This is a genomic window from Dokdonia sp. LLG6352-1, from assembly GCF_045055815.1.
GTDB lineage: Bacteria > Bacteroidota > Bacteroidia > Flavobacteriales > Flavobacteriaceae > Dokdonia > Dokdonia donghaensis.
Genome location: NZ_CP159329.1, coordinates 2019300 through 2031709 on the forward strand (window position 1 = coordinate 2019300; position 12410 = coordinate 2031709).

The window sequence follows — 12410 nt, forward strand, 5'->3', positions numbered from 1 at the left end:
GCGGTACACAATACATTTAAACATCATTTATATTAAGACACTGTAAAATGTTTTTCTAGAGCTTCACAAGCAGATGCATAACCTATTTGAAAAATACGCTCAACATTGCGCATACTAAAAGTGCCAAATTTAGAGAGCTCATCTGGGCAAACAAGGATATCGCACATATCAAACTTGTTTTTTACACGATGATGTAGGTTTATCTCATAAGCTCTGTTAAGTACTTGGTATGAGTGCTTTAGGGCAGTGATGCTCATAGCACTGAGAGGATTTACATAACTCCCTATAATGTAATCACAATTTTGAACTAGCGGCTCTACAGGAAAATCATCTATCACCCCGCCGTCAAAGTATAAAGTCCCATCTATATCTATAGGAGTAAACACTCCAGGAAAAGATGCCGATGCGATAATAGGTTTAATGAGGCTACCACTATTAAAAATATGTTGCTCCCCAGATATGACTGTGGTTGCTGTTATAGAGAGTGGCAATTGCAAGGTTTCAAAACTATCTTCTGGAAAATATGTGGCAAGATCATTTGCAAACTTTAAGGAGTCTAGTATTCCGGGTTTACTACGAGCATAGCGGCTTAGTTTAAAAATAGAAGTTTTTCTAAAAAAGTCTAAAATGGTCTCCCAGTCATAACCTGCAGCATAAAGTCCACCCACAATGGCACCAGCACTTGTACCCGTTACAAACGCGGGTTTAATGTTATACTCATCAAAAGCTTTGAGGAGACCCACGTGAGCAACTCCTTTTATACCACCTCCAGATAATGCAAGTCCTATTTTCATAATATATGGTATTGGGTATGCAAGATAGTAGATTATGGTTGAAACTACGGGGTCACTAGGAGATCTTAACTATGATAAATATCATTTGCTTATGGCGTAACACCGTTTAGATTTGAGTATGAAAATATCACGTCATCATCTCGCTATAAAAATTGGTTTTTTAATGTTATGTAATCTTATTGCATTACAAAGTTATGGGCAACAATATAATGTAGAGTTACGTCCTACACTTCATTTTTCCACACGTACTGTACTAGATCAAAACTTACGTATAGGTAATGGTATAGAACTCACAGGTGTCTATAATGCAAGTAACCGTACAAGTGTATATGCAGGTTTATGATGGAATCGTTTTGATACCGATGAGTCTCGCAATGAAGAAGATATAGAGTATACTCAAAAGGGAGTTGTCTTAGGTGCACTTTTCAATTTTAAAATTATAGAGAAGCAGAAGCATTTGTTTTATGTAAGGACAGGATTTACCTACTCAAATATTGCTTCTAGTAGCGTTATTGAAACTGCAAATTTTGAATCAAAAAATGCCATAGGGACGCAATTAGGTTTAGGTATGAGTATTAAGAGTCTCGGGCATTGGTCCATACTACCAGAGTTGAGGTACAGTAGTTCTTCTCACCGTATAGATGCTACTTCTGGAAATGACTTATTATCGTTTAATACAATCGCCATTACAGTAGCTATAAGAAGATCACTGTAGCTGATATATATCATATTATACCTTATAAATGAGCCGTACTTTTAACTCATAATCTTTTAAAATCAAGTAAATATGGATGTACAGATAGCATATGTTAAGATAGATAGAAGTGAAGCACTCACGACATATATAGAAGATAAACTAGTCAAACTTTTTAAGAGGTATGACTGGCTCATAAAGGCAAACGTTATTATCAAAAAAGAAACCGCACAAACGCATCATAACGCTATATGTGAGATAGAATTAAGCGTGCCTGGGCCCCGCATATTTGCTCAATCACAAGAGAAAAATTTTGAGGTGGCTGTAAAGGAAACCATTTCAGATCTGGATGTGCAGCTCAAAAAACGGAAAGCACAATTTACTAACCAAAATATAAGCTCATAATGAAAAAGATTTTAGTTCCAGTTGATTTTTCAACTCAGTCAGAAAATGCACTTGAGACGGCTTCCGCTTTCGCGAAAGCGTACAACGCAGAGATTTTAGTTCTTCATATGATGGGCTTATCTGATGCTGTACTCACTCACGGTGAAGGTGATAGTATTGCTCAAGGAGTGTACCATATGAAACTAGCCGAAAAGCAGTTTGAAACTTTTCTTGATAAACCCTATATGAAGGGGGTAAAGGTCACAGAGGTTCTTCAAAATTATAAGATTTTTGAAGAAGTAAATAAACTTGCAAAAGAGCAGAAGATAGATCTCATCATTATGGGGTCACACGGAGCAAAGGGATTGCGAGAAGAGTTTGTAGGTTCAAACACAGAAAAAGTAGTAAGAAGCTCAGAGATACCTGTGCTGGTAATAAAAGATAGAGAAGGGGAGTACATACCACAAAATATAGTGTTTGCTTGTGATTTTAAAACAGAAAATGTGACAGCATACAGAGAAGCTATCCCATTATTTGAAAAGCTAGGAGCAAGGGTACACCTGGTGTATATCAATCTACCTGCAGATCGTTTTAGAAGCTCTAAAGAGATAGAAGAAGATATGACATCTTTTATGCGTATTGCAGAGTTTGGAAAACCGTTACATCAAGAAGACCTTGTGATTATAAATGGATACTCTATAGAAAGTGGTCTTTATGAATATGCAGAAAAAGTTAATGCAGATGCGCTGGCTATACCTACTCACGGTCGTAAGGGCTTGTCTCACTTTTTTAGAGGTAGCGTTGCAGAGGCGTTAGTTAATCACTCTAAAATGCCAGTGTTTACGTTTAAAATGTAATTGTAAATTATCTGTTCTAATAAAAAGGCTCTCAATCGAGAGCCTTTTTTGTAGGATTTAAACCGATAATGCCAGTTCCAACTTACCTAGCATTATGAGTTCTGATTTATTTACGCCTGAAAATGAACGAGCAAGTTCCCATCCCGTTTGTAAAATAATGTTCTTAATCTCAATGGTAAAAAAATGAGGATGCTCATTTTTATAATCTAGAAAGTCACTGAACATTTTTTGAGGGTCTTCATTAAAAGCTTCGACTCCTTCAAATACAATCTCGATGAGATATGCCGCATCAGTCCCAAAGGCATCTTGTAAATCATCTATTTCTAGCCAATAATTTAAAACACAATATTGCAATCTAGAAAACTCTTCATCCCGCACAACCTTATCTACTGCAGCGATGGCATAAAAAAGTTTGCCTAGGTTATGATAGAAAGTAACATCTTTATTATTAGTTGTTTCCATAATATTAGTTTTAAGAATCAAAAATAGTCTTGAGCCTGACCGCCATCTATGATATATATCATTTACAAGACTTTTTTTAAGTATTTAAATAGGAAACAGGTGATTGTTTTAATAGTTGTATTTTTAATTTATGAAATTTTTAGAAGAGAGTATAGAAGAGGCATTTTTTATTCTATTTGAAGGCGCTTCAGAGGGTATTGTAGTGGTAGATTCATCCCAGATTATAGTCGCTACAAATGAGTCTGCTAGAACTATTTTTGGGTATGAGTCAAATGAGCTAGAAGGTAGCAAGCTAGAGACTCTTATACCTATGCGTTATCACGGATCACACGGTGGTCATTTTAAAAAATTTATTGACCATAGTGACAAGCGGGAGATGGGTACTGGGAGAGACTTGTACGGCTTGCGTAAAGACGGGTCACAAATCCCTGTAGAGGCTGGGCTCAATCCATTTGTACTGCACGATAAACAATATGTGATGGCGCTTGTTACAGATATTACAGTACGTAAATCACAAGAGGAGCAAATCTTAAACCTAAATAGCACTCTAGAAGAAAAAATTGCATTAAGAACAGAATCTCTTAGAGATGCTGTAAGTAAGCTTAAAGAAGAGGTACAACTGCGAGTAGAAGCAGAGAATAATGCAAAAGAAGCACTTCAAAAAGAGAAAGAGCTCAATGAACTTAAAACTAAGTTTTTATCACTAGTATCTCACGAGTTTAAAACCCCTATAAGCGGTATACTTACCTCTGCCACACTAGCCGGAAAATATACAAGAGAAGACCAGCAAGATAAGAGAGAAAAACATCTCAATATTATAAAGAGTAAGGTTAAATATCTTAATACTATAATTGATGATTTCTTGTCTGTAGAGCGATTAGATACTGGTAAAACTAACTATAAGTTTACAGAAGTTTATTTAAGTAAAGTGCTAAGCGAAGTGATTTATGATGCAAATATGCACCTTAAAGATGGACAGCAAATACATTACCCAAAAGAGGCAGATGATGTTGTGATTGAGTTTGATGAAAAAATACTAGAACTTGCTCTTACAAATCTGGTTCATAATGCCGTAAAATATTCTGGCGAAAACACAAACGTCTATATAGATATACAACAGGATGAAAAGCAGCTTTTTATAACAATAAGAGATCAAGGAATAGGAATACCAGAGCACGAACAAAAGTTTATATTCAACCGTTATTTTAGAGCAGAAAATGCATTACTTAATGCGGGTACAGGTATAGGACTCAATATTGTAAAAAGCCATATAGAAAACCTTGGAGGTAGCCTTACCTTTAAAAGTATTTTAAATCAAGGTTCTACCTTTACCATTATGATACCTACCACTCAAAACTGATTTTATGAAAAGAGTACTTATTATAGAAGATGATGCCGCTTTACGCGAAAACACAGCAGAGCTGCTTGAGTTATCAAATTATGATGTAACCGCTGCGCCCAATGGCCGTGTGGGTATTGAGTATGCAAAGTCATCACCACCAGATGTGATTGTCTGTGATATTATGATGCCAGAGGTAGATGGTTATGGCGTGTTAGAGGCACTCTCTAGTAATACTACTACAAGCCACATTCCATTCATATTTCTCTCTGCCAAAACTGAGCACAAAGAGATAAGAAAAGGAATGGATATGGGTGCAGATGATTATCTCACCAAACCTTTTGAGGAGGAAGAATTGATAAGCGCTATAGAGAGTCGTATAGCAAAAGCCATTATACTTAATGCAAAAAACCAAGAGCAATCTCAAATAGGAGATGATGAGTCACTAAGAAGTCTTAATGAGCTCAAAAACTTTTTTGATGATGAGGGTGAAGAGTTTACATTTAAAAAAGGAAAAGAAATTTATAAGGAAGGAGGACATTCTAATATGGTGTACCTCATACTCAAAGGCATAGTTAAGACTCATAAAATGGATGAGAGTGGTAAAGAACTCATTACAGCTCTCTTTAAGGCAGACGATTTTTTAGGTTTTACTTCATTTTTAGATAACCTTGCATATCAAGAGTCTGCCACGGCAATGGAGGAAGTGACAGTAGTAGGAGTGAGTAAAAAAGAACTCAAAGCCATTCTAGAAAAAAGTAAAAATGTTTCCTTAGAGCTTATGGAGCTCCTCACAGATAATCTTGCAGATATTAAAGACCAGCTTTTACAAATGGCATATAGCTCTGTGCGCAAAAAAACGGCTCAAACTATTTTACAGTTTGCAGAAATTCTTAATAAGACACCACAAGAAGGTATAAAAATAGCGCGAAATGATCTCGCAAGTGTCGCAGGTATTGCTACAGAGAGTTTAATAAGAACGCTGTCTGGATTTAAAAAAGACGGACTCATAGCCATAGAGGGTCGTAATATCAGGCTACTTGATGTAGATGGTTTACAGAGTGTAGAGTAATTTATTCTAAAACTGATTTTTATCATTCTTTAACCACTTTTCATAAAATACATTTGTCCCACTCAATGTATTTATGATGAAGCATATTCTTATTCCTGTTGATTTTTCTGAGCAATCTTGGCAAGCTGCCTTGTGCGCGCTCAATCTATATAAAAATGCGGGAGTACGGTTTTATTTGTTTTTTTCTGAAGAGCACGACTATTGTAAAGGTGATAGTGATGTGATTACTCAAGCACCATTAGTAAGACTTTCTTCTTGGGTTAAGAAGTTAGAACTTAAGAAAGCTAGTGGTCAGGTATTAATACCTCTTAAATGGGAGGGTGAGTTTATAGCAGATGTACGATCTGCCGTGTCAGAAAATCAAATAGATCTTATAGTAATGAGCACAAGGTATCCTAATATATTTTGTGAAGATATGAGCGATAGTCACGTGCGTCACATTATTGCTCGAGTAAAATGTCCAGTACTTATCGTACCTAGGGATTTTAGTTGTTTTACTCCACAGCAAGTTGTCTTACTTACAGACTATAATTTTAAGCACCGCACAGAGGCTACAAATCATATAAAAGAATTTGTAAACCGCACTAGAGCACATCTTAATGTGCTTCAATTATCAAAAAAAGGTAATGCCCTTACAACGGCACAACAGGCTAATAAGTCTATTCTTAAAGGAGCATTAGATAGTATACAGCATAGTTTTCACTTTGTGATTCAAAAAACTATGGATGAGGCACTACAGTTTTTTATAGATGTACAGCAGGTAGATATGGTTATTTTATTTGCAAAAAATATAAACCTATCAGAAAATATACTTTTCTCTCCCTCACTTCATACAGAAATGGACTATCATAAAAATATTCCCTTTCTCATCGTACACGAGTAGATCTGTGAGGTGGCATAAGTCATAGTTTAAGGCTAATAAAGCGCATAGATTTGAGTATCAAAAAAGGATACATTATGCGAGTAATTATAGTACCAACAGATTTTTCAGAAAACGCTTTTAATGCACTTACCTGTGCGATGATATACATTAAGTATGAGAGGAGCAAGTTTATTTTATTACATACGTATGCAGATGAGGTGTATGAAAATAAAGCCGTAATCTCTCGAGATATACTTGATGAGTATAAGGAGATTAAACGAAAAGAAAGCGAGGTAAAACTGAGCACTACCCTTGAAAATGCACGTCAAGTATCTCCAAACCCAAACCACACTTTTGAGACTCTAGCGCTTTTTGGGAAGCTACTAGATGAGGTTAACACACTTGTTAATAAAGAAAATGCAGACCTCGTTGTTATGGGTACACAGGGTAAAACTGCAGACAGAAATATCACCTACGGTAGTAATACACTACAGGTAATACGATATGTAAAGTGCCCGGTTTTAGGAATTCCACTTGATTATAAGTACCAGAGACCAGATTGTATATTATTCCCTTCGACACTTATGATTCCTTATAAAAATAGAGAACTCAAGCTTGTGAGTTGCCTAGCACGTAGTTTCAGGTCAACGGTAGATTTGCTTTATATCTCAAACTATGATAGACTCTCCTTACGACAAGAAGATGTAAAAACGTTGTGGGAATACCGCTTTCGCGAAAGCGTAATAAACTACACTAGAAAAGACGAGGGTAATGTCGCTTCTATTATAAATGAGTACATCAAAGACCAAGGTGTAAACCTACTGGTTATGGTAAACTCAAAGCATACGTATATGGAAACCTTACTTCATACATCTGCCATAGATACAGTGGGGCTTAATAGCAAAATACCCTTCCTTATTTTACAAAACTTACCTAGATAAAACGCTATGAAACATATCTTACTACCTACCGACTTTTCTGATACTTCATATGAAGCAATAACGTATGCGGTTCAATTATTTATTAATGAAGAGTGTACATTTTATGTGCTTAACACATACACACCTGTAGCACTATATACGACTACAATTTATGACCACCAGTCATCACTTAATGTAGATATAGGTGAGCTTTATAAAAATAGCTCTGAGAGTAATCTAACTAAGATTATAGAAAAAGTGACAGATGCATACCCTAATAAATTGCATACTTTTGAAGCTATCTCCAGTTATAATATCCTCAGTCAAGAAATAGCACATCTGGTAGAGAGTCGTCATATAGACTGTATAATTATGGGTACAAAAGGCGCTTCTGGTCTTAAAGAAGTATTTATAGGCTCACAAACTATGCAGGTTATAAAAAGTGCTACTGTACCCGTTATAGGTGTGCCTTCGGGATATAAGTATACTCAACTTAAAGACATACTCTTTGCAACAGATTATAGGTCTGGAGTTACCCAACCAGGTCTCAAATTACTAGAAGAAATCTGCCGTACGCATATATCTCGTTTAATATTTCTTAATGCCTATTTTGGAGTTGAGTTAGATACTGAGCAATTAAGTAATAAAACGGCGTTAGATACCTATTTTGAAAGAGGTGCTCATATCAATGAGATGGCAAATGGTATGGATGTGCTGGAGGCTATAGATGATTTTCAATCTAGGCATAAAGTAGATTTACTAGTACTGGTTCATAATAAACATAACTTTTTTGAAAACTTATTATTTACTCCTGTAGTAAGTAAGATTGTGCACCACACCACAACACCATTTATGATACTTCCACCTCAGAAATAACAGTTATGATACGAGTTTTAATTCCTACAGATTTTAGTGTAAACAGTCTCAATGCATTGACTTATGCACATATGCTTTTTCAAGAAGAGCCTGTAACTTTTACACTATTGCACGCTTATGAACCTACTGCGCTACAAATATTAGGACACCAGACGCCTGTAAGGCTAGCATCTTTATATCATAGTCTCAAAGTACAAGCTATAGAAGAGCTTGAGTCGCTTAAAGAAGAGATATTAATTAAAAATGAAATAGCACATCACAGCTATGAGGTAGTGGCATATGGTGGTCATCTCAATGATGCAATTAAGAATATGAGTGATCAAAAAATTGATTACATCGTTATGGGAAGTAAAGGTGCAACAGGGCTTAAGGAGATATTTATAGGAACAATAACTCACAGTGTGATAAGTCATCGCCATAACATACCATTGCTTGTTGTGCCAGAGAAGGCAACATTTGTCATTCCTAAAAGTATAGGCTTTGCGACAGATTTTGAAAAACCGTATCACAAAGAAGAGTTTGAGCCTTTATTATTACTCACTCGATTATGGCAGGCTACTATAAGAATGGTTGAGGTTTATGAAGAACATAACCTTAATCAAAAGCAGAAAGAACATATACAAGATCTTGAGTCCTTATTGCAGGAAATGAAATATCGTTTTCACGTAATTCCAAAGTTTTCAACGCTCGAAAACTGCATTCATATTTTTGATGAAGAATTGGAAATAGACTTACTAGTGATGATAGATTACCCAAAATCATTTTTTGAAAAGTTAATGAGAGAGCCTGTTATTAAAAAAATGTCCTTTCATACCTCTCTACCTTTGTTAGTACTTCCTTCTCATAGATGATTAATGTCATAGAATGGGTAGATATATGCGCGTAGTTTTATCACATAAAATAAATAATAATGGCACATATACTAGTACCCACAGATTTTTCAGACTATGCTTATAATGCATTATACTATGCAACTCGGTTGTATCCAAATGAGAAATGCGAGATTACATTAGTACATACGTTTGAAGATCAATTTTCTACATCTACCAGTCGTATTGATATAGGTCGTAATGAAAAACTTTATGACGAGTTAGAACATAAAGCACTGGACAAGCTTAAATCTCAGAAAGAAAAAATTATAAGAGATCGGGATGATATAGATCTTGATGTACATATACTAGCAAGTGCACAACCATTATTTAAAATGGTAAATAGGCTTATAACTCAATCCTCTATAGATTTTATAGTTATGGGCACAAAAGGCGCTTCTGGTCTTAAAGAAGTTTTTGTAGGAAGTCAAGCTGTAAAACTTATTAATAAAGTAAAACCTATACCATTATTTTTAGTGCCAGTAGCCTCAGAGCTGGGCGAGCCTTCAAATATTGCTTATGCCACAGACCTCAAGATAGACTATGCACAATATCCTCTAGAAATTGTAAAAGAGGTAATGAGAGCTCACAAGGCAAAGCTGCACATTACACACATTTATAATCAAATAAGTCCAGGTAACACGGTAGAGAATAATTACAGAAAACTCAAAGATAAACTGGCAGATGTAGAGTACAACACACACTGGTTGTCTAGTGAGACTGGTATGGAAACAGCGGTAGCAACCTTTGTTGCACAGCATAAAATTAATCTCTTAGTACTTATGTTCCATAAAAGAGGTTTTCTTAAAAAACTATTTAAAAAGTCATTTGTAGAGACAAGCTGCTTTCATACAGATATACCACTTCTTGTACTACCAGAGAGCTACTAATAGTTATCAAAGTAGCGAGATACTTCTTAATCTACATTAATCATATAATTTAATACCCATTGTGATGAAAAAGAAAATACTTATTCCAACAGATTTCTCAAAAAATGCCTGGAATGCACTTACCTATGCTTCAGATCTTTTTGAGCACGTAGAGTGTGTGTTTTATGTACTTAATGCATATGATGCAAAACCTTACAGTATAGGAGACTTAATGGTGCCAGAGCCAGGATCTCCATCTTACGAGAGTGCAAAAGATCAAGCCGTAAATGGACTCGCAAAAATTATGGATATGCTAGACTTTAGGGAGACTAACCATAAACATACATACGAGTTTATAGCAGAGCTTAATGACCCACTTACTGCTATGAAAAACTTTATAGAGCAGCGTGATATAGAACTTGTCGTAATGGGTACAAAAGGCGCTTCAAACTCCCGCGGATCATTATTTGGCAGTAATACCATAATGGCGATGGAAAAACTAAGGGCTTGCCCCGTAATGGGAGTCCCGCTAGATGCGAGAGTGGCTTATGTAAAAGAAATAGTATTACCTACCAGTTATAAAACGTATTACAAAAGAAGAGAACTTACGCACCTAGTAGAGATTGCTAGATTGCACGATGCAACTATCTCTGTCATACACGTAAATACCACAGAGGTTCTGACAGAAAAACAAGAAAAAAGTAAAACATTACTAGAGGAGTGTCTTGAAGGGGCTACCTATAGCTTTCATCACGTGCACGGCATAGACGTTACTGCTGGCGTGCGTGATTTTACAGAGAGTCGTGATAGTGATATGCTTGCTATCATAAATAGAAAGCACGCATTCTTTGGCAGTGTCTTTACTACGCCTATGGTAAAAGAGCTTGGGCTTTTTAGTAAAGTGCCCTTACTGGTTATGCACGATGTACGTGTTTAATTTTTTTTGGATGCGCTTTCGCGAAAGCGTAAAACACTCACCCTAATTTTTTTTGATGAGTTAAAAATATATAGTACTGATAATTGTCATAGTCTACCATTATATCTGGGCTTACATTTATAGTGTAAGTAATTAAAAATCAGTTTTATGGAAACTTCATTGCCACTCTCAATAGATCTTTATCACAATGATGTAAAGGTATGGAAATCTAATATTTCTCTCATCAATCACGAGATAGCCTTTATTGAAAACCTAACTAATTCATACATTTTTGAGCCTCGTACACCTAACTTATTTGAAAAGTTAGAGCACTTTAAAACTCATATAAGAAAAATTAAAAATAGACTTGATACTCTCGTGCAATCACTTACAAAACACGATGCAGAACTAAGCGGAATGTTAGAATGTGATACCGTGTCTTGTGATGTGTTTTTTGAGACAAAACATCTATCTATAAAAGAAGAGTACCGCGATTTTATAGATACTTATAGTGAAATCAAAACGGAGATTTTTAACTATTGCGGCGCTATTTTGAAAAGTAATAAGTGTCAAGATAATAAGTAATGTAAGTCTTAGTGAGTTTATACAGTTGGACTCATTAAGCATTTGCTGGCATTACTAATTCTTTATGTAATGTCTTATACAACTCCCATTAGAGAGGGTAATGGGAGTTGTTTTTTTTATTAAATAACCTAATATGTAAGCAATGAAATACTTCAACACTTTATGCATACTGGCAACTACATTACTACTTGGGAGTTGCAATAGCTCAGAACTTATAGAAAACTGGAAAAATCCAGATATAGAGACTTTTGAAGCAAAAAAAGTGCTCGTACTAGCTATGACTAGCGATGTTAAAAATAGAGAGCTCTTTGAAAAAAGGCTGGTCGAAAAACTACAAGAAAAAGGAGTAAACGCCTATAATAGTACAGCATTTTTTAACTCAGAGTTTACCTCAAGGCCTAGAACAGAAGAGGAACTCGATAATCTAGAAAGAGAGATGCTCACAGAGGGCTATGATGCCATACTGGTGTCAAAAGTACTAGGTGCCGAAGATAAGGTAACACTCGTGCAGTCTTATCGTAACTGGGATAAAAGATTCAACGGTTTTGAAGACGATTACTACACAAGTCAAAACATCTATGTAGAAGACGAGAGAGTAGAGAAGTTTACCGTCTATCACGCAGAGAGCGCACTCTATTGTATTTGCCCCACAAAGGATAGAGAGATTATCTGGAAGGGCTCTATAGATGTTACAGAACCAGATAGTGATCGTAAGGCTATAAAGGACTACATAAACCTTCTGGTGTGGGTTCTTGAGGAGCAAGATGTACTTGTGTCTATGGAGCAGTAAAAATTTTTTATTAAGCTTTCGCGAAAGCGTAATCCCTAGCAACTATTATCATAAAGCTGATATATGTCATAGTAAAAGCACTTACATAATCACACATTTGCTATAAGTATAATGGCTGTAA

General features: G+C 35.7%; 16 protein-coding genes. 14 read left to right on the forward strand and 2 right to left on the reverse strand.

What is annotated here, in order from left to right:
• Window positions 1-32: 32 nt before the first annotated feature.
• Window positions 33-794 (reverse strand): patatin-like phospholipase family protein, encoded by a 762-nt coding sequence (locus tag ABVM49_RS09045; protein ID WP_375252909.1) that lies wholly within the window; start codon window positions 792-794, stop codon window positions 33-35.
• A 118-nt stretch (window positions 795-912) separates the two neighbouring features.
• Here ABVM49_RS09045 and ABVM49_RS09050 point away from each other — a divergent pair, with 118 nt between their 5' ends.
• The 4 genes from ABVM49_RS09050 (at window position 913) to ABVM49_RS09065 (ending at window position 2729) form a co-directional block, all read left to right on the forward strand.
• Entirely contained in the window at window positions 913-1137 is a 225-nt protein-coding gene (locus tag ABVM49_RS09050) for a hypothetical protein (protein WP_405201578.1), read from the forward strand.
• A gap of 114 nt (window positions 1138-1251) precedes the next feature.
• Window positions 1252-1509: a hypothetical protein gene (locus ABVM49_RS09055; RefSeq protein WP_405201579.1), complete on the forward strand. Its 258-nt coding sequence runs from the start codon at window positions 1252-1254 to the stop codon at window positions 1507-1509.
• 72 nt (window positions 1510-1581) lie between these two features.
• Window positions 1582-1893 carry a ribosome hibernation-promoting factor, HPF/YfiA family gene (hpf, locus tag ABVM49_RS09060; RefSeq protein ID WP_021778516.1) on the forward strand — a complete coding sequence of 104 codons (312 nt, stop codon included), beginning with the start codon at window positions 1582-1584 and terminating at the stop codon, window positions 1891-1893.
• The gene (locus ABVM49_RS09065) at window positions 1893-2729 is read left to right on the forward strand and encodes a universal stress protein (protein ID WP_405201580.1); all 837 of its coding nucleotides are present in this window, start codon (window positions 1893-1895) and stop codon (window positions 2727-2729) included. The genes hpf and ABVM49_RS09065 overlap by 1 nt, the downstream gene beginning before the upstream one ends.
• Before the next feature lie 57 nt (window positions 2730-2786).
• Here ABVM49_RS09065 and ABVM49_RS09070 read toward each other — a convergent pair whose 3' ends face one another.
• Complete coding sequence (locus tag ABVM49_RS09070) at window positions 2787-3191, reverse strand: hypothetical protein (protein ID WP_405201581.1); 405 nt, start codon at window positions 3189-3191, stop codon at window positions 2787-2789.
• A gap of 130 nt (window positions 3192-3321) precedes the next feature.
• On the opposite strand from ABVM49_RS09070, the gene ABVM49_RS09075 reads away from it, so the two are divergent.
• The 10 genes from ABVM49_RS09075 (at window position 3322) to ABVM49_RS09120 (ending at window position 12289) form a co-directional block, all read left to right on the forward strand.
• Window positions 3322-4551: an ATP-binding protein gene (locus tag ABVM49_RS09075; protein ID WP_405201583.1), complete on the forward strand. Its 1230-nt coding sequence runs from the start codon at window positions 3322-3324 to the stop codon at window positions 4549-4551.
• 4 nt (window positions 4552-4555) lie between these two features.
• On the forward strand, window positions 4556-5602 hold the full coding sequence (locus ABVM49_RS09080; RefSeq protein WP_405201584.1) for a response regulator: 1047 nt from the start codon (window positions 4556-4558) through the stop codon (window positions 5600-5602).
• 73 nt (window positions 5603-5675) lie between these two features.
• Entirely contained in the window at window positions 5676-6485 is an 810-nt protein-coding gene (locus ABVM49_RS09085) for a universal stress protein (protein ID WP_405201585.1), read from the forward strand.
• 74 nt (window positions 6486-6559) lie between these two features.
• Window positions 6560-7405: a universal stress protein gene (locus ABVM49_RS09090; protein ID WP_405201586.1), complete on the forward strand. Its 846-nt coding sequence runs from the start codon at window positions 6560-6562 to the stop codon at window positions 7403-7405.
• 6 nt (window positions 7406-7411) lie between these two features.
• Window positions 7412-8260 (forward strand): universal stress protein, encoded by an 849-nt coding sequence (locus ABVM49_RS09095; protein WP_405201587.1) that lies wholly within the window; start codon window positions 7412-7414, stop codon window positions 8258-8260.
• Window positions 8261-8265: 5 nt separating this feature from the next.
• A complete protein-coding gene (locus ABVM49_RS09100) occupies window positions 8266-9111 on the forward strand; it encodes a universal stress protein (RefSeq protein WP_405201588.1) in 846 nt (281 codons plus the stop codon).
• A 59-nt stretch (window positions 9112-9170) separates the two neighbouring features.
• Window positions 9171-10019, forward strand: coding sequence for a universal stress protein (locus ABVM49_RS09105; protein WP_405201589.1), 849 nt, complete (start codon window positions 9171-9173; stop codon window positions 10017-10019).
• Between the two features lie 64 nt (window positions 10020-10083).
• Window positions 10084-10935 (forward strand): universal stress protein, encoded by an 852-nt coding sequence (locus ABVM49_RS09110; RefSeq protein WP_405201590.1) that lies wholly within the window; start codon window positions 10084-10086, stop codon window positions 10933-10935.
• 147 nt (window positions 10936-11082) lie between these two features.
• A complete protein-coding gene (locus ABVM49_RS09115; protein WP_021778528.1) occupies window positions 11083-11499 on the forward strand; it encodes a hypothetical protein in 417 nt (138 codons plus the stop codon).
• A 142-nt stretch (window positions 11500-11641) separates the two neighbouring features.
• On the forward strand, window positions 11642-12289 hold the full coding sequence (locus ABVM49_RS09120; protein ID WP_405201591.1) for a hypothetical protein: 648 nt from the start codon (window positions 11642-11644) through the stop codon (window positions 12287-12289).
• The last annotated feature ends 121 nt before the right edge of the window (window positions 12290-12410 follow it).

Bases quoted from the DNA above. Each gene is read 5' to 3' on its own strand.
- ABVM49_RS09095 (WP_405201587.1), top strand. From the start codon at position 7,412: ATGAAACATATCTTACTACCTACCGACTTTTCTGATACTTCATATGAA.
- ABVM49_RS09075 (WP_405201583.1), top strand. From the start codon at position 3,322: ATGAAATTTTTAGAAGAGAGTATAGAAGAGGCATTTTTTATTCTATTT.
- ABVM49_RS09085 (WP_405201585.1), top strand. From the start codon at position 5,676: ATGATGAAGCATATTCTTATTCCTGTTGATTTTTCTGAGCAATCTTGG.
- ABVM49_RS09050 (WP_405201578.1), top strand. From the start codon at position 913: ATGAAAATATCACGTCATCATCTCGCTATAAAAATTGGTTTTTTAATG.
- hpf (WP_021778516.1), top strand. From the start codon at position 1,582: ATGGATGTACAGATAGCATATGTTAAGATAGATAGAAGTGAAGCACTC.
- ABVM49_RS09105 (WP_405201589.1), top strand. From the start codon at position 9,171: ATGGCACATATACTAGTACCCACAGATTTTTCAGACTATGCTTATAAT.
- ABVM49_RS09080 (WP_405201584.1), top strand. From the start codon at position 4,556: ATGAAAAGAGTACTTATTATAGAAGATGATGCCGCTTTACGCGAAAAC.
- ABVM49_RS09120 (WP_405201591.1), top strand. From the start codon at position 11,642: ATGAAATACTTCAACACTTTATGCATACTGGCAACTACATTACTACTT.
- ABVM49_RS09110 (WP_405201590.1), top strand. From the start codon at position 10,084: ATGAAAAAGAAAATACTTATTCCAACAGATTTCTCAAAAAATGCCTGG.
- ABVM49_RS09065 (WP_405201580.1), top strand. From the start codon at position 1,893: ATGAAAAAGATTTTAGTTCCAGTTGATTTTTCAACTCAGTCAGAAAAT.
- ABVM49_RS09100 (WP_405201588.1), top strand. From the start codon at position 8,266: ATGATACGAGTTTTAATTCCTACAGATTTTAGTGTAAACAGTCTCAAT.
- ABVM49_RS09070 (WP_405201581.1), bottom strand. From the start codon at position 3,191: ATGGAAACAACTAATAATAAAGATGTTACTTTCTATCATAACCTAGGC.
- ABVM49_RS09045 (WP_375252909.1), bottom strand. From the start codon at position 794: ATGAAAATAGGACTTGCATTATCTGGAGGTGGTATAAAAGGAGTTGCT.
- ABVM49_RS09115 (WP_021778528.1), top strand. From the start codon at position 11,083: ATGGAAACTTCATTGCCACTCTCAATAGATCTTTATCACAATGATGTA.
- ABVM49_RS09090 (WP_405201586.1), top strand. From the start codon at position 6,560: ATGCGAGTAATTATAGTACCAACAGATTTTTCAGAAAACGCTTTTAAT.